This window comes from Hyunsoonleella ulvae (genome assembly GCF_016827605.1).
GTDB classification, from domain to species: domain Bacteria; phylum Bacteroidota; class Bacteroidia; order Flavobacteriales; family Flavobacteriaceae; genus Jejuia; species Jejuia ulvae.
Genome location: NZ_JAEPJQ010000001.1, coordinates 509,449 through 530,539 on the forward strand (window position 1 = coordinate 509,449; position 21,091 = coordinate 530,539).

Consider the following 21,091-nt stretch of genomic DNA (forward strand, 5'->3'; position numbering starts at 1 on the left):
AGAGAAGCAAATAACTATTTACTTTTTCTATTATGACTCGTAAAAGTACGAATTTTTTTAATTTCTCGCCAATATCTCGTCTATCATGCCATATTCCTTAGCTTTATCGGCCTTCATCCAATAGTCTCTATCACTATCTTCATACACTTTGTCGTAATCCTGACCCGAATGCTTACTAATAATCTTGTAAAGCTCTTCTTTTAGGGTTAAAATTTCCTTGGCTGTAATCTCAATATCACTAGCTTGCCCTTGTGCTCCACCCATAGGTTGATGAATCATTACCCTAGAATGGGTTAAACCACTACGCTTGCCCTTTTCTCCAGCACATAATAATACAGCTCCCATCGATGCTGCCATTCCAGTACATATTGTGGCGACATCTGGCTTAATAAATTGCATGGTATCATAAATACCTAAACCAGCATATACACTTCCTCCTGGAGAGTTTATATAAATTTGTATGTCCTTTGTAGCATCAACACTCTCTAAAAACAATAGTTGTGCTTGAATGATATTTGCTACTTGATCGTTAATTCCTGTTCCTAGAAATATAATACGGTCCATCATTAAACGTGAAAACACATCAAAGATGGCGATATTCATTTGGCGTTCTTCTATAATGTTTGGAGTTAGGTTAGTAGGATACATACTACTTATAATTTTGTCGTAGTATGCACTGCTAATACCTTGATCTTTAATTGCAAATTTTTCGAATTCTTTAGCGTAATCCATAGTAAGCTATATCTTTTTAATCTTAATATCCTGACCTACATCAAGATGAAGTAATTTTTAATGATTTGATAAAATAAAATGCGCTTGAATCCCACCGATTCAAGCGCATAAATATAATGAATTATTCTTTGATTATTTATCGCCGTAAACTTCTTTAACAAACTTTTCGTAACTCAATTCTTTTACCTTTAAGTTTGCTTTTTCTTTATACAGCTCTAATAATTTTTGACTTACTATTTGCTCGGAAATTCTTCGTGCTTCTTCTTGATTTCCTAGTACTCTTGCCGCTATCCCTTCAAGCTCTTCATCAGAAGGATTCATTTGCCCGAACTGTGCCATTTGCGCTTTAATCATCTCCTTAGCATGACCTTTGATATCTTCTAGGGATACTTGAATATCGTTTTCTTGAACCAGCTTACCTTCTATTAATTGGTAACGTAAGCTTTTTTCGGACTTCTCGTATTCTTCCTTAGCTTGAGACTCGTCCATCTCCTTTTCTCCTGAGGTCTGCATCCATTTGGTTAAGAATTCAGCAGGTAAATCGAACTTTGTATTGTCTACTAAATACTCAGTTACATCGTTCAAAAGTTTCTGGTCTGATTGCTGCTTAAATTGCTTCTCTGCATCTTCTTTTATTTTAGCCTTTAATTCTGTAACAGAAGTTACATCTTTAGAAGGAAAAATTTTATCAAATAATTCTTGATCTAAATCTGCCAATTCCCTTTTGTTAATCTCAGTAATGGTAAATGTTACCTCTATATCTAAACCATGTGCTTCATCATGACTTACTTTTAAGGCATGCATTAACTCATGGTCGTCTTCAAAAAGTCCTTTTGTTTTTAATGCAATAACATCTCCTACTTTAGCTCCCACAAATTTCTTTGCTGTAGCCTTACCTTTAAATTTATCCAGAGTTAAGGTAACCGTGTTATCTATCTCTTTTTCTTCGTTTTTGTATGCACCTGTTATTTCACTATCGTCTGCAACTACATTTTGAGATACTAATTTCCCATACTGTTTTTGAATACGCTCTATCTGTTCGTCTATCATTTTATCATCAGCAACGATATTGTAATGTGTAATTGCTTTTTTACTTTTCAAATTCACATCAAATTCTGGAGCCAAACCTAGTTCAAACTCAAAACTAAAACCATCTGCATCCCAATTGATATCATCTTGAGGCTTTGGTAATGGTTGCCCTAGTACATCTAACTTCTCTTCGGTAAGATATTTATTTAATGCATCTTGTAAAAGCTTGTTTACCTCATCTACCAATACCGCTTTTCCATATTGCTTTTTAACCATTCCCATAGGCACGTGCCCTTTTCTAAATCCTGGAATGTTAGCTGTTTTACGGTAATCTGATAAAATTTTCTCTACCTTATCACTATAATCTTCTTTAGCGATATCTACTTTTACTACTGCATTTAATGCATCTAAGTTTTCTCTTGTAATATTCATTGTTACGATATAAGCCTATTATTAGGCATTTAACTAATTGGATGTACCAAAATTAAAATTGGGATGCAAAATTAGTACATTTTTACATCCCAACAAAGTTTTTAATTATTTGATTTAGAGTTACTTTTTATCTTTTCTGAAAAGCGAATGTAATATAGATTGCAGTATGCATAATAAGACACTGAAAAGAAGCGCCCACCAAAAATTGGCTACGCCAAAACCATCAATTAATTGATCTGCCAAAAGAATAATAACAGCATTTATAACCAATAGAAAAAGCCCTAGCGTTAAAATCGTAGCTGGTAATGTAAAAATTACGAGTATTGGTTTTACCAATAGATTAAGAATTGCTAACACTACTGCAACAATTAGCGCACCAACATAACCATCTACATCAACACCAGAAAGTAAATGTGCTAAAATAAAGACCGCAGCTGCGTTAAGCAAAAGTTTGATAATCCAGTTCATAAACTTAACTTTCTATAAATGTACAAAATATTTATTCTAAGAAATTTAAAATAGCCTCAAAAAATGCCTTAGGATTCTCAGCATGCAACCAATGGCCGGCATTTGCTATAGTTTCTATCTTCGCTTTTGGAAAATGGCTCTTAATAATGGTTTCATCACCTACTCCAATGTATTCAGATCGGTCACCTCTTAAAAACAAGGTGTCTTTATCAAATCTAGCGTAACTAGGCAGAGCTTCCCCTACTTCGTCCACTTCATCCTGTAACACCTCTAGGTTAATTCTTAATGCTAACCTCCCTTTTTCAACCCAATAAAGGTTTTTCAATAAAAATTGACGCGTTCCTATTTCTGAAACATAGTCACTTAAAATTTTATCGGCTTCCCCTCTACTTTTTATCACATTAAAATCCAACGCACTCAAACCACTTAGTATCATATCGTGATGTACTGGATAAAATCTTGGAGAAATATCTGCCACTATTAATTTTGAAACGAGTTCTGGGGATTCAGTAGAAAACAACATCGCTGTTTTTCCACCCATGGAATGCCCTAAAAGGACAATATCTTCTAGGTTTTTAGCTTCACAATAACGCTTTAAATCTTCCGCCATTACTTCATAGTTAAATGTATCATCATGAAAACTATGCCCGTGGTTACGCTGATCTACCAAATGCACCTCATACCCTAACTCAGACAGGTTTTTACCATGGGTTTTCCAATTATCACTCATACCTAAAAACCCATGTAAAATTACTATTGGCGTCCCTTCTCCTAATATATTTGAATGTAAAATCATATACATACTTTAACCCTTCTACAGGAAGGGAAATCATTTTAAATAAAAACTAATATTTTCAATTAAATCCATTCACTTGAATACTTCTTCCATCGTAAGAAGATCAAACGGGCTTTTAACTAAGCTTTCTTAAATACATCTGTATCACATTTTCCACTCCTAGATACAAACTTTCAGCAACCAATGCATGCCCGATAGACACTTCTAAAAGATTTGGAATGTTTTCTTTAAAAAACTTAATATTATCCAAAGATAAATCATGCCCTGCATTAATACCTAACCCCAATTCACTAGCTAAAACAGCACTTTCGGTATATGCCAAAACCCCATCTTTATTGCCCAAACTGTATTGATGGGCAAAACCTTCGGTGTATAATTCAATTCTATCAGTACCTGTTACTTTTGCACCTTCAATTTGCTGTAAAACAGGATCTACAAAAATAGATGTTCTAATGCCATTAGCTTGAAACTCTTTAATCACATCAATTAAAAAATCTTTATGTTTTATAGTATCCCAACCTGCATTGCTTGTTATGGCATCTTCTGCATCGGGCACCAGTGTTACTTGCGTAGGCTTTACACTTAGCACTAAATCCATAAATGACGGTATCGGGTTACCCTCAATATTAAACTCTGTATAGACCTCAGGATCTAAATCCCTTGCATCTTGATAACGTATATGGCGTTCGTCCGGTCTTGGATGTATCGTTACGCCTTCTGCCCCAAAACGCTGTACATCTTTAGCAAACTGTACCACATTTGGTACATCTCCTCCACGAGAGTTCCTTAATGTTGCTATCTTGTTAATATTTACGCTTAACTTTGTCATGTATTCTTTTTTAAAGCACAAAAATACAAACTAGAAGAGGCTTAAGTAGCTTTTTTTTGATTAATTTGCATTGTAATACATAGTGTATATGAGACTTTCAGAATTTATTATAAACGATATAAAACCCACAAAGACGAGCAGTAAAATTAGTGAGCTACAAGAGCTTTTTAATCAGCTTACTTATTCGCATATTCCAATCCAAGACGAAAATGGTGTTTTTACTGGTACCTTTTTTGAAACTGACGTGCATTGTTTTGACAGTAATAAATCAGTAAGTGACTATTTGTATAGTATTGAAGATTTTTACGTTAGGGAAAATACGATGTGGTTAGATGTTCTGGAAGCATTTGCACAAAACTCGGCTAATATTATGCCCGTTTTAAATGAAAAAGGAGATTATTTAGGCTATTACGAGCTCAATGATATCATAGGCTTATTTAACGAATCTCCCTTTTTCTATGAGGCTGGTGGTGTTTTAGTTGTAGAAAAAGGTATTAATGATTACTCCTTTAGTGAAATAAGCCAAATTGTAGAATCCAATAATGGAAAACTACTAGGAGCATTTATTTCAAAAATGAAAAATGATATTGTACAAGTTACCTTAAAAATAGGGAATACTAGTCTAAATGATGTTATTCAAACCTTTAGGCGCTACAGTTATAATATTGCCTCTGGACATGAAGAAGATAGTTTTACGCAGAATTTAAAAGAACGGTCGGACTATTTAAAAAAATATTTAAATATTTAATGTATGAAGTTAGCCGTTTTTGGTCGTTTTAATAATACCTACACACTCACATCAGTAGACACACTGCTAAACTATGTAATGCAGAAGAATGTGGAAGTATATATAGAATCTGAATTTTCAGAATTACTACAATCCGTTTCAACAAAAAGAGATTTTTATAATTCATTTAAAACGTTTAAAACACTAGATAAGTCATTCGACTTATTGGTTAGTATTGGTGGGGATGGTACTATTTTAAGAGCCATAACATTTGTTGCAAATTTAGATATCCCTATTGTTGGCATCAATACCGGGAGACTGGGTTTTCTTGCCACGATTCAAGTGGAGGATATCGAAAATGCTGTTCAAAATATTATAGACGGTAAGTATAAAATTTCAGAGCGTAGTTTACTCTCTGTAGAAACTTCTCCTGAAAATAGTGATATTTTAGAACTAAACTTTGCGCTAAACGAAATAGCGGTTAGCCGTAAGAATACAACATCTATGATTACCGTAGAAACGCTTCTTGATGGACAATACCTAACCTCGTACTGGAGTGATGGCTTAATTATATCTACCCCTACTGGCTCTACAGGTTATTCTCTAAGTTGTGGAGGCCCAGTAATTACGCCCGGAGCCAATAGCTTTGTACTTACACCCATTGCACCACATAATTTAAGTGCAAGACCTTTGATAATTCCCGACTCTACCGAAATTCAATTAAAGGTAAGTGGCCGTGAGGAGCAACATCTAGTATCTTTGGACTCAAGAATTGCTACCTTAGACAATGGTACTATTATAAAAATTAAAAAAGCTGACTTTAAAATTAAGATGATTGATTTACTTGATGAAAGCTTTTTAAAAACACTTCGTAAAAAAATGTTGTGGGGTGAGGATAACCGAAATTAAACAATAATTCCGTAGAAAATCTGTTTTACGTTCATACTATTCAATTCAAATTGCAATAGGCTCATCTTATTTATTATATTTGCAAACTTTAAATAGCTATGCGGCACTTAAACCTATTAATAATTAGCTTGTTAACATTACAACTTAGCTTCTCTCAAATCAACGAAATTGGCGTATTTGTGGGTGGTAGTAATTTTATTGGTGATGTTGGTGCTACAGATTATATATCGCCAAACCAAACTGCTTTTGGTGGTATTTATAAATGGAATAGAAGCGCAAGACACTCCTACAGAGTATCCTTGATTTATGCAGAGTTAGAGGGCATAGATTTAAATTCTCACGATATAAGACGCCAACAACGTGGCTATAGTTTCAGCAATAGCTTGCTTGAAGTATCAGCTGGAATGGAATTTACCTTTCTAGATTTTAATCTACACAATGGTAAACCCGTTGCAACACCATACTTGTACACTGGTATAAGTGTAGCAAGACATGATAATTACTTTTTTTTCAATGATGTTTTAACCTCAGAAAATAGCAAAAGTTGGGCTTATGGCATACCAATGGTTTTAGGTTTTAAAATGCGTTTAATTGGAAACTTTATATTTGCCATGGAAGTAGGTGCACGTTATACATTTTCTGATGAAATTGATGGCAGTGTACCCGATGCAGATTTTAGGCAACAATTTCGTTTTGGAAATATAAATAATAACGATTGGTATACATTTACGGGAATAACCTTAACTTACACTTTTGGGCAAAACCCATGCTACTGTATTAATTAATGGATTTAAAAAGCAATATATTACTCGAAGCATTGCCTAAGCATATCGCCATTATCATGGACGGTAATGGGCGTTGGGCAAAACAGCAGGGTATGATACGAGCTTTTGGACATGAAAATGGCACAAAATCTGTACGTAGAGTAGTAGAAGCATCAGCAGAACTAGGTGTGAAAAATTTAACACTTTATGCATTTTCCACTGAAAACTGGAACCGTCCAAAACTAGAAGTTAAAACATTAATGAAGCTGTTAATTTCATCCTTGAAAAAAGAAATAAAAACGCTTCAGGACAACAATATAAAGCTCTCTGCCATTGGTAACCTAACCCTATTACCACCAAAGGTACACAAAGAACTAAACGATGTAATCTCTGCAACAGAAAAGAACTCTAGAATGACCCTAACTTTAGCCTTAAGTTATGGTTCCAGGGAAGAATTACTAAACACTGTTAAAGAAATTAGTAATAAAGTTAAAAATAACATAATTTCGCCCGAAGCTATTGATGAATCAATTATAAATAAGCATCTTTACACGCAAAATTTACCAGACGTAGACTTGCTCATAAGAACTAGTGGCGAACAACGTATTAGTAATTTTTTGCTTTGGCAAATAGCTTATGCCGAATTGTATTTTACAAAAGTACTTTGGCCTGATTTTACAAAAGAAGACTTGTATAAAGCTATTATAGAATATCAAAAAAGAGAAAGACGATTTGGGAAAACAAGTGAACAACTTAGCTAATACATTTCTATTGAAACCTTATTTAAAAGCATGTATTACAATATTCTTTATTGTATTTAGCTTTACGCTTCAAGCTCAGAACATAGAATTTGAAAATGGAAAAACTTATGTTATAGGTGGTGTTTCCGTGTCTGGCAACACAAGTTTTAACGAACAAACTGTAGTGGCCTACTCTGGCTTAAAAAAAGGCAAGGAAATTAAAATCCCAGGAGAAGATATTGCCAATGCTATTAAAAAGCTTTGGGGATCTAAGTTATTTAGTGATATTGAAATATATCTAAAAAACATCGAAGGCAATTCTGCTTTTCTGGAAATTCGTTTGTCAGACCTACCTCAATTAATAGATGTAAAAGTTACTGGTGTTAAAAAGAGTAAGGTAGAAAGTATTGTAAACGAAAACAAACTTAAAAAGGGCGCAAAAGTCACAGAAAACCTTATAACTACCACCAAAAACTTCCTTGAGAAAAAGTATAAGAAAAAAGGGTTTTATAACGCTAAAGTCAATATAAACACTATAGAAGTTAAAGATACTCTGGATAAAGCTAGAGTAAATATGGTAGTAGCTATAGATAAAGGAGAGAAAGTAAAAATAAAAGATATTATTTTTGAAGGCGATTCTGCTTTAAAAGAAAAAGTGCTTAGAAAAGCCATGAAAAGCACTAAAAAGATTAATCGTTTACGCATCTTAAAGCGCTCTAAATTTATAGATTCGGCATATCAAGCTGACCTTGCTAGTGTAATAGATAAATATGCAGAAAATGGGTATCGCGACGCACGTATTATTTCTGATAGTATTAGTGTTAATAACGATAAAACCATTTCTATACACGTTAAATTGGAAGAAGGTGACCTATACAAGTTTGGAAAGATCAGTTTTATTGGCAACACTGTTTATACAGATGAACAATTAGATAGATACATTCGCATTAAAGAAGGTGAGACATATAATGGTGTGATGCTGCAAAAACGTATACAAGACAACACCAAACCCGATGGTGATGATATAGCCAATCTATATCAAAATAACGGATACCTGTTTTCCTCTATAAATCCAGTAGAAGTAAGTGCCGAAGACAATGTTATCGATTTAGAAATTAGAATTTCTGAAGGGAAACCAGCTTACTTTAATAATGTATCAGTTGTAGGTAATGATAGGACAAACGATCATGTTATCTACAGAGAATTACGCACACGCCCTGGACAATTATATAGTAAAGCGGATGTTGTACGCACAGTGAGAGAATTGGGACAATTAGGCTTTTTTGATGCTCAAGAAATCGCTCCTAATTTTAACAACCCGAATCCTAATGAAGGGACAATAGACATGGAATTTTCTATTAAAGAAACAGGTTCCAGCCAAATAGAATTACAAGGTGGTTATGGTGGTGGTGGCTTTATTGGTACCTTGGGGTTATCCTTTAACAACTTCTCTATGAAGGATATTTTTAATAAGGATGCCTACAAACCTATCCCAATGGGAGATGGGCAAAAACTAGCATTACGCTTGCAAGCCAGTCGTTTTTTCCAAACCTATAGCTTTTCATTTTCAGAGCCTTGGTTAGGAGGTAAACGTCCCGTACAGTTCTCGGTATCACTATCCCATACAAAGCAGTTTTTGTTTAATCGTTTCAATGGCCGTGCAGACAGAAGCAGAAGTTTCAACATCACAGGGATTACCCTAGGTTTAGCAAAACGTTTAACAGTCCCAGATAACTTTTTTACACTATCGCAAGCATTAAGTTATCAAGTTTACGATTTAAATAACTACAACACCGGTTTATTTACATTTGGAGATGGAAGTTCTAAAAACTTATCTTATACCTTAGGAATTACTAGAAATAATACACGCATAGACCCTATATTCCCAACAGGGGGTTCTAATTTTTCAATTACCGCTAAGCTATCGCCGCCGTGGTCTTTATTTGATGGTGTAGATTATGAAGGCTTAATTAATGAGCGAGACGAACAAAATGAAATTTTAAGGGATCAATCATCCAGTGAAGTAGAAAGAACAGCTGCAAATAACAGAATAAGTGAAATAGACCAAGAACGTTTTAATTGGTTAGAGTTTTATAAAGTGAACTTTAAGGCCGATTGGTATACCGAACTCACGAAAAACTTAGTGTTACGCCCAAGTATAGAATTTGGATTTTTAGGTGCTTATAATAATGATAGAGGAGTTATTCCTTTTGAACGTTTCTTTGTTGGTGGGGATGGGTTAGGCAATTTTGCGCTAGATGGTCGCCAAGTAGTACAGTTAAGAGGATATCCAAATCAATCACTTTCTTCCCAAGACGGTGGAAGTATTTATAACAAATTCTCCTTAGAATTGCGTTATCCTGTAACATTAAAAGCTTCTGCAAAAATTTATGCACTAGGCTTTTTAGAAGGTGGTAATTCTTATAATAGTTTTAGAGATTTTAATCCGTTTAACATAAAGCGATCTGCTGGTTTGGGAGTAAGGATTTTTATGCCAGCATTTGGTTTATTAGGGATAGATTTTGGGCGTCGTTTCGATGATATTCCAGGTCAGCCAGGATCGAGTGGTGCATGGGAAACACACTTTATTATAGGTCAGCAATTTTAGTATAAAAATACTTTGGCACGATATTTTCTAATAACCTTTTGATGATTTGAATGAGAATTAAAATTTTTAAGATTAAATTTCGTTAATTTTGAAGATGAGATTCAAAGAAGTGACAGGAAAATAAAATCATCTGTCGTTTTTAGAATTTATAAAACATAAATTAAACTATAACACAGATGCAAAAAAACGTTCTTTTTTTATTGACATTAGTAGTTATGCTAAGTGTTTCTGTACATGCACAACGCGGTGTAAGAATCGCATATATTGACACAGAATATATTTTAGAAAATGTCCCTGAATACCAAGAAGCAATGTCTCAATTAGACAGTAAAGCACAAAAATGGAAAAACGATATTCAGGCTAAACTATCTGAAATTGTACAAAAACGAAAAGACTTAAGTAACGAAAAAGTACTCTTAACCAATGAGCTTATTGAAGAACGTGAAGAAGATATTGCTTTTGAGGAAAAAGAAATTTTAGACTATCAGCAAAAGCGTTTTGGGCCAAATGGAGATTTAATGATTCAACAGAAACAATTAATGCAACCTATACAGGACCAAATTTTTGCAGCAGTTCAAGATATGGCAGCCAGTAGAAAGTATGATTTTATTTTTGATAAATCTGCCGATGTTGTAATGCTTTATTCTGCAGAACGATTTGATATCAGCGATCAAGTTTTAAGGGCTATTACTAGGTCCTCAAAACGTAAACAAGCACAAACCAAAGCAGAACGAAAAGCGGCTCAAGCCGAGGAGACTATTCCTGAGATTAATGACGAACAGGAAGCTAGAGAAAAGGCTCTAGAAGAGAAAAAAGCAGCGAGAGAGAGTGCCGTTGAAAAACGCAGACAAGAAATATTAGCAGCACGAGAAGCAAAGAAAAAAGAAGCTGAGGAAAGACGTCAAAAAATAATAGAAGAACGCGAAAAAGCTAAACAAGCCAAGCTAGAAACCAGAAATAAAGCTGCAGCTAGTAATACTGAAAACGAAGCTACTAAAGCTAAAGAAGAGAACACTACAAAAAGTGAGCAAACGGAAACTAAAACCAGAGCCCAACTTATTGAAGAAAATAGACAAAAGAAATTAGAGGAGAGAGAAGCTCGTAAAAAAGCGTTAGAGGAAAAGAAAAAGAAAATATTAGAGGATCGTAAAAAAGCTCTAGAAGAAAAGCAAAAAGTTAGAGATAGCATAAACAACAATAAATAAACTTAAAAATATAACACATTAATACTATTTTGAAAATGAAACATTTAAAATCAATTTTATTCGCAACTGCTTTATGTATAGGTATGGTTAGTTTTGTTGGGGCGCAAAGCAAAATTGCTCATATAAATACCCAAGAACTAATTCAAGCTATGCCTGAAATGAAAGAGGCAAAGTCTCAATTAGAAACATTGTCCAAGACTTATCAAACTGAGTTACAGAATTTAGGTGCTGAATTCCAAAAAAAGGTAGAGCTTTATGATAAAGAAGCGGCAACAAAAACTAAAGAAGAAAACACAAATCGTGCTAAAGAAGTACAAACCATGGAACAAAGTATCCGTGAGTATCAAGTAAATGCACAGCAAGATTTACAGAAAAAAGAATTTGATTTATTAAAACCTATTACTGAAAAAGCCAAAGCTAAAATTTTAGAAGTAGCTAGAGCCCAAGGTTTTGACTATGTATTGGATTCATCTCAAAGCGTAACTATTATGGCTGATGGTAAAGATTTATTACCAGATGTAAAAGCATCTTTAGGAATTTAATCTACCCACACAAATAACTTACTTAAAGCTGCTTTTTAACGAAGCAGCTTTTTTTATTTTTGTTAAACTATGAGTAATAACCCCATTGGTATTTTTGATTCTGGCGTTGGTGGCACTTCCATATGGAAAGAAATCCATGGATTGTTACCATATGAGGATACTATTTACCTTTCCGATAGCATTAATGCACCTTATGGTCCAAAAGGCACAGAAAAAATTAAAGAGCTAAGTATAAAAAACACAGAGCTTCTATTAAAAAAAGGGTGCAAAATTATAGTTGTAGCTTGCAATACCGCCACCACCAATGCCATAGCTTATTTACGTAATACCTATGACGTACCTTTTATTGGAATAGAACCCGCCATAAAACCAGCAGCACTCAATACAAAAACCAATGCTATTGGTATACTTGCTACTAAAGGTACTCTGTCTAGCGCTTTATTCTCTGAAACTTCAGATCGTTTTGCTAGTCATATTAAAGTTATTGAGCGTGAAGGTAAAGGTATTGTAGAGCTGATTGAAAATGGAAGGCTATATTCTGATACTATGAGGGCATTACTTTTAGAATATTTACAACCCATGCTCAACGCTAATATTGACCATTTAGTTTTGGGATGCACGCACTACCCTTATTTAATTCCTATACTTTTAGAATTACTGCCTAATCATGTGAAAATAATTGATTCTGGAGAAGCCGTAGCACGACAGACTAAAGCTGTACTAGAAAAAAATAATCTATTGAATTTATCAGCTGAGGCTATAAATCTTAAGTTTTATACTAATGGTAGTATAGATGTGATGTATTCCCTTTTGGGTAAAGGTTTTGACGTTAAACACCTAAATTTTTAAAATTAAACGAACTGCGTTAGGGATTGCAACGGCATCCTTTTTTGCTTTTTCTGCAAAAAAGATATAGTAGAAAGCCTGTCTGCCGACAGGTAGGCCCGACCCCTTGTGGGTAACGCCCAAATATTAAATACCAAGAATCATTTTTGCAATCCAGAAATAGAGCAGAATTCCTAAAATATCATTGCTTGTTGTAATGAATGGCCCAGTTGCAATAGCTGGATCTACACCACGTTTATCCAAAAACAAGGGCACAAATGTACCTATGAGACCTGCTACAATAATGACCACTACTAATGAGACCGATATGGCTAATGCAGTGTTTAGCTCTCCTTCAAATATCCAAATAAACACAAATAAGAAAAGGGCGAGTATAATTCCATTTAACGCTGCTAATAGCATTTCTTTTAATAAACGACTATTTACACTTCCTTTTACATCATCGTTCGCTAAACCTTGCACAATAATTGCACTAGATTGCACCCCTACATTCCCTGCCATAGCAGCAATAAGGGGTGTAAAAAAGAATAGTATTACTGCTTTACCAGTAAACAGGCCTTTAAAACCTTCCATAATAATAAATGCACCTACTCCGCCTATTAATCCTAAAAACAACCAGGGCAACCTTGCTCTTGTGAGTTGAAGAATACTATCATCAGAATCTACATCGCCTGTAATACCAGCAGCCATTTGGTAATCTTTATCTGCTTCCTCTTTTAATACATCTACAATATCATCAATGGTAATACGCCCCAAAAGTGTTTTATGCTCATCAACTACGGGAATAGCCTCTAAGTCGTATTTTGCCATGATTTTAGCAACATCTTCAACATCCTCTTTTACGTTAACATAATCCACATTTACCTTAACCAAATCAGAGATTTTTTGCTCGCTTTTAGCTACTATTAAATCTTTTAAAGATAGCCTACCTATAAGCTTTTCTTCTTTATTTACGACATAGATGGAATGTACGCGCGTTACTTCCTTTGCTTGACCGCGAATACGGCGCATACAACCAGCTACCGTCCAAGTTTCATAGACTTTAACCAGCTCTTTTGCCATTAAACTACCCGCTGTGTCCTCATCATAAGCTAATAATTCCTCAATTTCAGCCTTATGTTCTTCGTCTTCAATACGGTCTATTACCGCTTGTTGACGTTCTTCTGGAAGTTCTGCGATAATATCTGCGGCATCATCGGTATCAAGCTCTTCAACCTCTTCGGCAATTTCCTGAGCGGTAAGGTTTTTTAAAACTTTCTCTCGAATATCCTCATCTAGCTCTGTTAGTATATCAGAAGTCGTTTCAGAATCTAGCAATTTAATGACATAGATAGCTTGTTCTAGATTAAGTTCATCTAGAATTTCAGCTATATCGGCGTAATGAAAGTCATTCAGCAATTTTTGAAGCTCCTTATCCTCTCGGGATGCAATAAGATCTTCAACCTGTGCCAAAAGTTCATCGGTTAGCTCAAATTGTATGTTTTCTTTTTCTTCTTCCATCAACTTGACTTATAAATTTCCCTTTTGGAAAATTCAAATAAAAAAATGTGATGCTTATTTGCTGTCGGATTGTATCAACTGCGTCAATTCAATAAACTCTTGAACTGTCAATTGTTCCGGACGTTTGCCAAATATAACATTTGCTTTTAAAATATCAGACAAATCCAATGTTTTTAAACTGTTACGAAGCGTTTTTCTGCGTTGTTGAAATGCTGTTTTTACCACTCTAAAAAACAACACCTCATCGCATGGTAGTTTAAAATTTTCTTTTCTTGTGAGTCGTAATACGCCTGAATCTACTTTTGGTGGCGGATTAAAAACCGAAGGTGGTACCGTAAATAAATATTCAGCATCATAAAAGGCTTGGGTCAACACAGACAAAATACCATAAATTTTATTACCTCCTTTAGAGCAGATACGTTGCGCGACTTCTTTTTGAAACATCCCTGAAAACTCAGGAATTTGATGGCGCATCTCCAACGTTTTAAATACAATTTGCGAAGAAATATTATAAGGAAAGTTACCGATAATCGCCAAAGGCTCTCCTTTAAAAACCTCGTTTAAATCGTACTTTAAAAAGTCCTTTTCAATAATTCTTGGAGCGAGATTAAGATAATTAGCTTGCAGGTACTCTACCGATTCTGAATCGATTTCAATTACATAGGTTGTAGTATCCCTTTTCAGCAAATATTTGGTAAGCACACCCATACCAGGACCAATCTCTAAAACGTTTTTATAGCCATTTAAAGATAAGGTGTCTGCTATTTTTTGAGCGATGTTTTCATCCCTTAAAAAATGTTGACCTAGGTGTTTTTTTGCTCTTACGCTCATTGGCTTTTGGGTGTTGGCTTTTGGGTGTTGGCTGTTGGGTTTTAGCTGTTAGTTAAAAATTATTGTTTACCTACCCAAGGGTTATACCTCTCTCTTAATTCTTTTTCTAAGTTAGTTATTATGAATTGAATTATCGGTTTATCTAAATCATCAATATTCTTATTTGTGATTTCAAAATAACTTACATAAACATCAACAAATTGTAGGAGGTATTTTTGATGTTTCAACTTTAAACTATACGTACTACTGTTAGTTTTCAGAAAACAATGTTCTTTTATTCTTGATGTTAATTTTTCGGATTTCCCAATATAAAAATAAAACTCTTTATCTACATCATTCCTTTTTTCAAATCTTTTAAGTGATATGTTTGGAACTTTTCTTGGAAGTTGTGTTGATTTCCATTGCTTTTGGAATTCAATAGGACAGAACCCCTCTTTTCTTTTAATACGGAAAAGATATATTCCATATTCAAGGTGGTTAGGAAGTCCATGCACAAAATTTTTATCAAAATTAACTTTACAAAAATTTTTAGAAAGTTCTGTTTGAGCCTTTACTAATAAACTTGGAAGCATCTTTTGCCAATTCGTAGAGGTACTTTCCAAAAAATTTTCAATCATAATTTACGTGAAATTCACAGTATACTCATCTATAATTTGAAGCTCGGTTCTAAATGCCAACATTTTATCGGCAAACTTTTTTAAGCCCTCTTGTCGTAATCTATCAGCATCCTCACGATAATAAGCATCTAAAGCCTCTCTTGAATAACTATGGTATTGAATGGAATAGGTTACACCACCCATATCTTCCTCTACTAATACTCTGGTTAAGGTAGCCTTTTCAAACTTACCTGTTCCCAAAACTTGTGGAATATGTTCTTTAATCCATTTTAACCATTCGTCATGGATAGATGCGTCTATGTTTGCTGTAACGTTGTAAATAAACTTCATGATTACCCGACAATATTTACAATTTTACCAGGAACAACAATTACTTTTTTAGGTGTTCTACCCTGTAATTGGTCTTGGGTTTTTTCGTTTGCTAAAACTGCCTTTTCAATCTCATCTTTACTCATATCCATGGGTAACTCCATGGTAAAACGCATTTTCCCATTGAAGGAAATAGGATAGTTTTTACTACGCTCTACCAAATATTTCTCTTCAAATTTTGGGAATGGTGCTGTTGAAATGGACTCACTATTTCCTAATTTTTCCCAAAGCTCTTCAGCAATATGCGGCGCATAAGGTGAGATTAAAATCAATAACGGCTCTAAAATGGCTTTTGAAGTACACTTTTGTTTTGTTAACTCATTTACTGCAATCATAAAGGTTGATACTGATGTGTTGAATGAAAAATTCTCAATATCTTCCTGAACCTTTTTGATGGTTTTATGTAAAGTCTTGAAGGCCTCCCCTAACCCCTCCGAAGGAGGGGAACTCTCACTCGAAAGGTAAAAACTTCCATTTTCGCCTTGGTGGTACAGTTTCCATAATTTTTTCAAAAAAGAATGTACACCAGTAATACCAGCAGTATTCCAAGGTTTGTATTGCTCTAACGGGCCTAAGAACATTTCGTAAAGACGAAGACTGTCTGCACCGTAATCTGCAACAATATCGTCTGGATTTACGACGTTGTATTTTGATTTGGACATTTTTTCGACTTCACGAGAAACTTTAAAAGTTCCATCTTCTTCAGTTATAAACTCGGCATCTTTAAACTCTTCTCTCCAATTCTTAAAAGATTCAATATCAAGTTCGTCAGATGAGTTAATAAATGAAACATCTGCATGAATTTTTGTTTTACCAAAAATCACTTCAGGAATACTTTTATCTTGAATATATTTATCAAAAACTTCTCGAAGCTTTGACATGTATGTTTCAACTCTAAACTCCTCTTGTCCTTCAATACCCTCTTCATATAAATAAGCAGAAATAAAAACTTGAGGGACTTTATCATTATTGTGATTCAATCTGTACACAAAAGCACTAGTCCCTAAAATCATCCCTTGGTTAATCAGCTTTTTAGCATATTCATCCGTAGGTACTAACCCTTTATCAAACAAGAATTTTTGCCAAAAACGAGAGTATAGTAAATGCCCGGTGGCATGTTCGCTACCGCCAATGTATAAATCTACATCTTGCCAATAGTCAAGCGCTGCTGCACTTGCAAATGCATCTGGATTGTTAGCATCCATATAACGATTAAAATACCACGAACTTCCTGCCCACCCAGGCATGGTATTTAGCTCTAGAGCCCCACCTAACCTCCCCAAAGGGGAGGAATTCTCAAACTCCTCTTTAGAAACTATTTCTGCTTTGTCTCCATACTGTAACCAATGCCACTTTTTAGCATTACCTAATGGTGGTTCGCCAGTTTCTGTTGGTAAATACTTATCTACCTCAGGCAATTCTAATGGTAAAAATTGCTCATCTATCATCTGTGGCAACCCATGCGCATCGTAATACACAGGAAATGGCTCTCCCCAGTAACGCTGTCTTGAAAATACAGCGTCTCGTAAACGATAGTTTGTGGTTCCTTTACCCTGCCCTATTTTTTCAAGTTCGTAAATAGCACGTTTAGTTGCTTTTTTGTAGTTCAATCCGTTTAGGAAATCACTATTAGCTATGATGGTTTTTTCTTTATCTGCAAAAGCTTCCTCAGAAATATCTACACCATCAAAAATATTTGGAATAGGAATATTAAAATGTTTCGCAAAATCATAATCGCGTTGGTCTCCACAAGGCACACTCATAACTGCACCTGTACCGTATCCTGCCAATACATAATCACCTATCCAAATTGGGATGGGCACTTTAGTAAACGGATGCTCCGCATAGGCTCCCGTAAACGCTCCAGTAATAGTTTTTACATCTGCCATTCTATCGCGTTCACTTCGTTTTGCGGTTGCTTCAATATAAGCTTCAACCTCAGCTTTTTGTTCTGGAGTTGTTATTTGCGGCACTAAATCGTGTTCTGGAGCCAAAGTCATAAAACTTACTCCAAAAATGGTATCAGGTCTAGTAGTAAATACTGAAATTGTATCCCCTCCTAAATCCTCCCCTAAGGGAAGGACTTGCTCACTCTCACGATTTTCACTCTTGATGGATTTTCTTTGTGATAATTCTTCTTGAATTTTAGTTAAAACACGATCAATATCTCCAATAACTTCCTCATTCTTAAATCGAATAACTTTATAGCAATCATTCTCTAATCGTTCTGTTCTTATTGCATCTTCTTCAATTTGCGACTCATGTATTTTCCCGTCAACCTCAATAATCAGCTTTTTATCTAGGCAAACAAAATCTACAATATAATCTCCTATTAAATGTTGTTGCCTGAACTTAGCATTCAATTTTTTATTTCTCAACTGTTCCCAAAGTGTAGCCTCAGCCTCAGTTGGGTTAGCACGCATTTCTTTTGCTCTTTCTAACAACAAATGAGAATTATTCCCACCTGTCATATACACTGGTTGAGTTTTAATACTTGGTTTCGCTTCCCCTGTGGGGAAGGATAGGATGGGGAATTCAACTTGCGCTCCAACCGATTTCCCTATCCAGTTACGTTGACTTTCTTTTAGCGAATCCGTCCAATCTATCTTCTCTAAACCTTGAAGCAGCCGCTCAGCATAGGCAGAAATACGCATGCTCCATTGCGTCATTTTTTTACGAATTACAGGATGTCCTCCACGTTCTGAAACACCATTTACAATCTCATCATTTGCTAACACCGTCCCTAGTGCTGGACACCAGTTTACTTCGGTTTCAGCTAAATACGTTAATCTATATTGTAACAAGATTTGCTGCTGTTTTTCAGAAGAAAAATCATTCCAATCTTTAGCTGCAAATATTTCAACATCATCATCACTAACAGCATTTACATTAGCGTTTCCTTCAGTTTTAAAAATGGCAATCAATTCTGAAATGTCTTCAGCTTTATTACTTGTATTATTATACCACGAGTTAAATAATTGGATAAAAATCCATTGCGTCCATTTATAATAACTAGGATCAGACGTGCGCACTTCACGAGACCAATCAAAAGAAAAGCCTATTTGGTCTAACTGTCTACGATATGTTGTAATATTTTCCTTGGTGGTAATCGCTGGATGTTGTCCTGTTTGTATAGCATATTGTTCAGCAGGTAATCCAAAAGAATCGTACCCCTGCGGGTGCAATACATTAAACCCTTGATGACGTTTGTAACGTGCATAAATATCAGAAGCAATATATCCTAACGGGTGACCAACATGCAATCCCGCACCACTTGGGTATGGGAACATATCCAAAACATAATATTTTGGTTTGTCACTATTATTTTCGGCTTTAAACGTTTGGTGTTTTGCCCAATAGTTTTGCCATTTCTTTTCAATTTCGTTGAAATCGTATGTCATCGTTTTTTTAATATAATTTTCAGGTTACCGCTAACTGTCACTGCGCACTGCATACTGAATTAAAGTCGCAAATTTAAACTTATTATACCACTATTAAAAGTTTACACGTTCTTATTGAAAACGATTTATTTTACTTTAGTATTTTTACAACATTAATCCAGTTTCTTTATGAGTTCATCCTTTGAAAAACACCAAAAACGTCGCCTAGTATCCTCGTACATATCTGTGGTCATCAGCATAGCTTTGGTATTATTTTTATTGGGCTTATTGGGGATGCTGGTATTGAATGCCAAAAAAGTATCCGACCATTTTAAAGAGCAAGTAGTAGTTACCATTTACCTAAAAGACACGGCCAAAGACGTAGAACGCAAACAACTTGAAAAAAGTTTAGCCATGGCTAATTATGTAAAGTCTACCGAATATGTCTCAAAAGAACAGGCTGCAGCTTTTATGAAAGCTGAAACTGGCGAGGATTTTATGGATTTTGTGGGTTATAATCCGCTACAAAACTCTATAGATGTACATTTAAAAGCAGATTTTGTGACTTCTGAGCACCTGGAAAAAATTTCAACAGAAGCATTAAATAAAAAGTTTGTTGATGAAGTTATTTATGATAACGACCTAGTAAATTTAGTAAATGATAATGTTAAAAAGATTAGCTTCTGGGTTTTGTTTATTAGTGGCATTTTTACGCTGATTGCTGTTTTACTGATTAATAGTTCCATAAGGCTAGCTGTTTACTCTAAACGTTTTACAATTAAGACCATGCAAATGGTGGGCGCAACCAAGCGTTTTATTCGTCGTCCGTTCATCTGGAAAAGTATTCGTTTGGGTATTGTAGGAGCTATTTTAGCTCAAATAGGTATGGGATTCATTCTTTACTTTGTGAACCAATCTTATTCTGAGCTAAACTTATTAGCAAATCCCTTTTTAATGGTATTGTTATTTGTGATAGTTTTTGCCTTAGGCATCGTAATTACTTGGATAAGCACCCATTTTGCCACACAGCGCTTCTTGAATTTAAAAACAGATGAGTTGTATTATTAGTAAAACTCTATTTTGAAAAGTCTATAAGACGCACTCAAAATTGTTAGTTGAACTAATCCCGCTTCTTAGCGAGATCTTTGCCTGTAAACCATATGCATGAATTAATTTTTAAAATTTTTTGGGCGCCTGCCTGCCGGCAGGCAGGTTACCACAAGGGTCGGGCTTTACGTTCCAAGTCCTCGCACCTCCTGCGTCGGGCTGTGGGCTTTCCTCTGCAATCCCTAACGCGCCACTCTTGCTCTAAAACCTTCCCCTAACCCCTCCAAGGAGGGGAACACCTTGCTTTCCCAAGAGGACTTGGAAATATAAACAGTTAGACTTTCTAAGTTTCAAAGTAGAACCTTAAAAACAAAAGAAATTTTAAACCCATATTAACACTTCATCTTAAATAAATCATTTACTTTGCATTAATTCTATTAAACCATGGGAGAAAAAAAACGTAAGGACGCCGCAAAACCAACATTTGTTTTTGGCAAGAAAAACTACAAATTCATGTTTATCGGTTTAGCTTGTATTGCTCTTGGCTTTATTTTAATGGCTGGTGGCGGTAGCGACGACCCAAATGTTTTCAATCCCGAAATATTTTCTTGGAGACGTATTCGTCTGGCACCAACTTTAGTTTTAATAGGCTTTGTTATCCAGATTTATGCCATTTTATTGAATCCTGATAAGAAGTAACTCATTCCTGCTTACGTAGAA

The 21,091-nt window shown here is 35.0% G+C and carries 20 protein-coding genes; 10 read left to right on the forward strand and 10 right to left on the reverse strand.

Going from position 1 to position 21,091, the window contains the following annotated elements:
• Window positions 1–57: 57 nt before the first annotated feature.
• The 5 genes from clpP to JS605_RS02380 all read right to left on the reverse strand — a co-directional run bounded on the left by clpP (window position 58) and on the right by JS605_RS02380 (window position 4,286).
• Entirely contained in the window at window positions 58–732 is a 675-nt protein-coding gene (gene clpP / locus JS605_RS02360; protein ID WP_203256073.1) for an ATP-dependent Clp endopeptidase proteolytic subunit ClpP, read from the reverse strand.
• A gap of 132 nt (window positions 733–864) precedes the next feature.
• Window positions 865–2,193 (reverse strand): trigger factor, encoded by a 1,329-nt coding sequence (gene tig / locus JS605_RS02365; protein WP_203256074.1) that lies wholly within the window; start codon window positions 2,191–2,193, stop codon window positions 865–867.
• Between the two features lie 120 nt (window positions 2,194–2,313).
• On the reverse strand, window positions 2,314–2,661 hold the full coding sequence (locus tag JS605_RS02370) for a phage holin family protein (RefSeq protein WP_203256075.1): 348 nt from the start codon (window positions 2,659–2,661) through the stop codon (window positions 2,314–2,316).
• 31 nt (window positions 2,662–2,692) lie between these two features.
• Window positions 2,693–3,457, reverse strand: coding sequence for an alpha/beta fold hydrolase (locus JS605_RS02375; RefSeq protein WP_203256076.1), 765 nt, complete (start codon window positions 3,455–3,457; stop codon window positions 2,693–2,695).
• 115 nt (window positions 3,458–3,572) lie between these two features.
• On the reverse strand, window positions 3,573–4,286 hold the full coding sequence (locus JS605_RS02380) for a pyridoxine 5'-phosphate synthase (protein WP_203256077.1): 714 nt from the start codon (window positions 4,284–4,286) through the stop codon (window positions 3,573–3,575).
• Between the two features lie 88 nt (window positions 4,287–4,374).
• Here JS605_RS02380 and JS605_RS02385 point away from each other — a divergent pair, with 88 nt between their 5' ends.
• The 8 genes from JS605_RS02385 to murI all read left to right on the forward strand — a co-directional run bounded on the left by JS605_RS02385 (window position 4,375) and on the right by murI (window position 12,630).
• Window positions 4,375–5,034, forward strand: coding sequence for a CBS domain-containing protein (locus JS605_RS02385; protein ID WP_203256078.1), 660 nt, complete (start codon window positions 4,375–4,377; stop codon window positions 5,032–5,034).
• A gap of 3 nt (window positions 5,035–5,037) precedes the next feature.
• Window positions 5,038–5,922 (forward strand): NAD kinase, encoded by an 885-nt coding sequence (locus JS605_RS02390; protein WP_203256079.1) that lies wholly within the window; start codon window positions 5,038–5,040, stop codon window positions 5,920–5,922.
• Between the two features lie 98 nt (window positions 5,923–6,020).
• On the forward strand, window positions 6,021–6,707 hold the full coding sequence (gene porG, locus JS605_RS02395; protein ID WP_203256080.1) for a type IX secretion system protein PorG: 687 nt from the start codon (window positions 6,021–6,023) through the stop codon (window positions 6,705–6,707).
• Window positions 6,707–7,447, forward strand: a complete 741-nt coding sequence (locus JS605_RS02400) for an isoprenyl transferase (protein WP_203256081.1) — start codon at window positions 6,707–6,709, stop codon at window positions 7,445–7,447. The genes porG and JS605_RS02400 overlap by 1 nt, the downstream gene beginning before the upstream one ends.
• Window positions 7,419–10,034, forward strand: a complete 2,616-nt coding sequence (bamA, locus tag JS605_RS02405; protein WP_203256082.1) for an outer membrane protein assembly factor BamA — start codon at window positions 7,419–7,421, stop codon at window positions 10,032–10,034. The genes JS605_RS02400 and bamA overlap by 29 nt, the downstream gene beginning before the upstream one ends.
• Before the next feature lie 176 nt (window positions 10,035–10,210).
• Window positions 10,211–11,239, forward strand: a complete 1,029-nt coding sequence (locus JS605_RS02410) for an OmpH family outer membrane protein (RefSeq protein ID WP_203256083.1) — start codon at window positions 10,211–10,213, stop codon at window positions 11,237–11,239.
• Window positions 11,240–11,274: 35 nt separating this feature from the next.
• Complete coding sequence (locus tag JS605_RS02415) at window positions 11,275–11,781, forward strand: OmpH family outer membrane protein (RefSeq protein ID WP_203256084.1); 507 nt, start codon at window positions 11,275–11,277, stop codon at window positions 11,779–11,781.
• A 69-nt stretch (window positions 11,782–11,850) separates the two neighbouring features.
• Complete coding sequence (gene murI, locus JS605_RS02420; RefSeq protein WP_203256085.1) at window positions 11,851–12,630, forward strand: glutamate racemase; 780 nt, start codon at window positions 11,851–11,853, stop codon at window positions 12,628–12,630.
• A gap of 123 nt (window positions 12,631–12,753) precedes the next feature.
• Here murI and mgtE read toward each other — a convergent pair whose 3' ends face one another.
• Genes mgtE through JS605_RS02445 form a run of 5 tightly spaced genes read right to left on the reverse strand, consistent with a single transcriptional unit; the run spans window position 12,754 to window position 19,345 of the window.
• A complete protein-coding gene (mgtE, locus tag JS605_RS02425; RefSeq protein WP_203256086.1) occupies window positions 12,754–14,127 on the reverse strand; it encodes a magnesium transporter in 1,374 nt (457 codons plus the stop codon).
• A gap of 54 nt (window positions 14,128–14,181) precedes the next feature.
• Window positions 14,182–14,958 (reverse strand): 16S rRNA (adenine(1518)-N(6)/adenine(1519)-N(6))-dimethyltransferase RsmA, encoded by a 777-nt coding sequence (rsmA, locus tag JS605_RS02430; RefSeq protein ID WP_203256087.1) that lies wholly within the window; start codon window positions 14,956–14,958, stop codon window positions 14,182–14,184.
• Between the two features lie 59 nt (window positions 14,959–15,017).
• Window positions 15,018–15,575, reverse strand: coding sequence for a hypothetical protein (locus JS605_RS02435; protein WP_203256088.1), 558 nt, complete (start codon window positions 15,573–15,575; stop codon window positions 15,018–15,020).
• A 3-nt stretch (window positions 15,576–15,578) separates the two neighbouring features.
• Complete coding sequence (locus JS605_RS02440) at window positions 15,579–15,905, reverse strand: DUF4286 family protein (protein ID WP_203256089.1); 327 nt, start codon at window positions 15,903–15,905, stop codon at window positions 15,579–15,581.
• A gap of 2 nt (window positions 15,906–15,907) precedes the next feature.
• A complete protein-coding gene (locus JS605_RS02445) occupies window positions 15,908–19,345 on the reverse strand; it encodes a leucine--tRNA ligase (RefSeq protein ID WP_203256090.1) in 3,438 nt (1,145 codons plus the stop codon).
• Between the two features lie 168 nt (window positions 19,346–19,513).
• On the opposite strand from JS605_RS02445, the gene JS605_RS02450 reads away from it, so the two are divergent.
• Together JS605_RS02450 and JS605_RS02455 are read left to right on the forward strand one after the other, a co-directional pair.
• Window positions 19,514–20,392, forward strand: a complete 879-nt coding sequence (locus tag JS605_RS02450; protein ID WP_203256091.1) for a cell division protein FtsX — start codon at window positions 19,514–19,516, stop codon at window positions 20,390–20,392.
• A 423-nt stretch (window positions 20,393–20,815) separates the two neighbouring features.
• On the forward strand, window positions 20,816–21,070 hold the full coding sequence (locus JS605_RS02455) for a DUF3098 domain-containing protein (RefSeq protein ID WP_203256092.1): 255 nt from the start codon (window positions 20,816–20,818) through the stop codon (window positions 21,068–21,070).
• Window positions 21,071–21,091 lie beyond the last annotated feature (21 nt).

Excerpts from the sequence above, each read along its gene's own strand:
- clpP (WP_203256073.1), bottom strand. The coding sequence starts at position 732 with ATGGATTACGCTAAAGAATTCGAAAAATTTGCAATTAAAGATCAAGGT.
- tig (WP_203256074.1), bottom strand. The coding sequence starts at position 2,193 with ATGAATATTACAAGAGAAAACTTAGATGCATTAAATGCAGTAGTAAAA.
- JS605_RS02370 (WP_203256075.1), bottom strand. The coding sequence starts at position 2,661 with ATGAACTGGATTATCAAACTTTTGCTTAACGCAGCTGCGGTCTTTATT.
- JS605_RS02375 (WP_203256076.1), bottom strand. The coding sequence starts at position 3,457 with ATGATTTTACATTCAAATATATTAGGAGAAGGGACGCCAATAGTAATT.
- JS605_RS02380 (WP_203256077.1), bottom strand. The coding sequence starts at position 4,286 with ATGACAAAGTTAAGCGTAAATATTAACAAGATAGCAACATTAAGGAAC.
- JS605_RS02385 (WP_203256078.1), top strand. The coding sequence starts at position 4,375 with ATGAGACTTTCAGAATTTATTATAAACGATATAAAACCCACAAAGACG.
- JS605_RS02390 (WP_203256079.1), top strand. The coding sequence starts at position 5,038 with ATGAAGTTAGCCGTTTTTGGTCGTTTTAATAATACCTACACACTCACA.
- porG (WP_203256080.1), top strand. The coding sequence starts at position 6,021 with ATGCGGCACTTAAACCTATTAATAATTAGCTTGTTAACATTACAACTT.
- JS605_RS02400 (WP_203256081.1), top strand. The coding sequence starts at position 6,707 with ATGGATTTAAAAAGCAATATATTACTCGAAGCATTGCCTAAGCATATC.
- JS605_RS02410 (WP_203256083.1), top strand. The coding sequence starts at position 10,211 with ATGCAAAAAAACGTTCTTTTTTTATTGACATTAGTAGTTATGCTAAGT.
- JS605_RS02415 (WP_203256084.1), top strand. The coding sequence starts at position 11,275 with ATGAAACATTTAAAATCAATTTTATTCGCAACTGCTTTATGTATAGGT.
- murI (WP_203256085.1), top strand. The coding sequence starts at position 11,851 with ATGAGTAATAACCCCATTGGTATTTTTGATTCTGGCGTTGGTGGCACT.
- mgtE (WP_203256086.1), bottom strand. The coding sequence starts at position 14,127 with ATGGAAGAAGAAAAAGAAAACATACAATTTGAGCTAACCGATGAACTT.
- rsmA (WP_203256087.1), bottom strand. The coding sequence starts at position 14,958 with ATGAGCGTAAGAGCAAAAAAACACCTAGGTCAACATTTTTTAAGGGAT.
- JS605_RS02435 (WP_203256088.1), bottom strand. The coding sequence starts at position 15,575 with ATGATTGAAAATTTTTTGGAAAGTACCTCTACGAATTGGCAAAAGATG.
- JS605_RS02440 (WP_203256089.1), bottom strand. The coding sequence starts at position 15,905 with ATGAAGTTTATTTACAACGTTACAGCAAACATAGACGCATCTATCCAT.
- JS605_RS02445 (WP_203256090.1), bottom strand. The coding sequence starts at position 19,345 with ATGACATACGATTTCAACGAAATTGAAAAGAAATGGCAAAACTATTGG.
- JS605_RS02450 (WP_203256091.1), top strand. The coding sequence starts at position 19,514 with ATGAGTTCATCCTTTGAAAAACACCAAAAACGTCGCCTAGTATCCTCG.
- JS605_RS02455 (WP_203256092.1), top strand. The coding sequence starts at position 20,816 with ATGGGAGAAAAAAAACGTAAGGACGCCGCAAAACCAACATTTGTTTTT.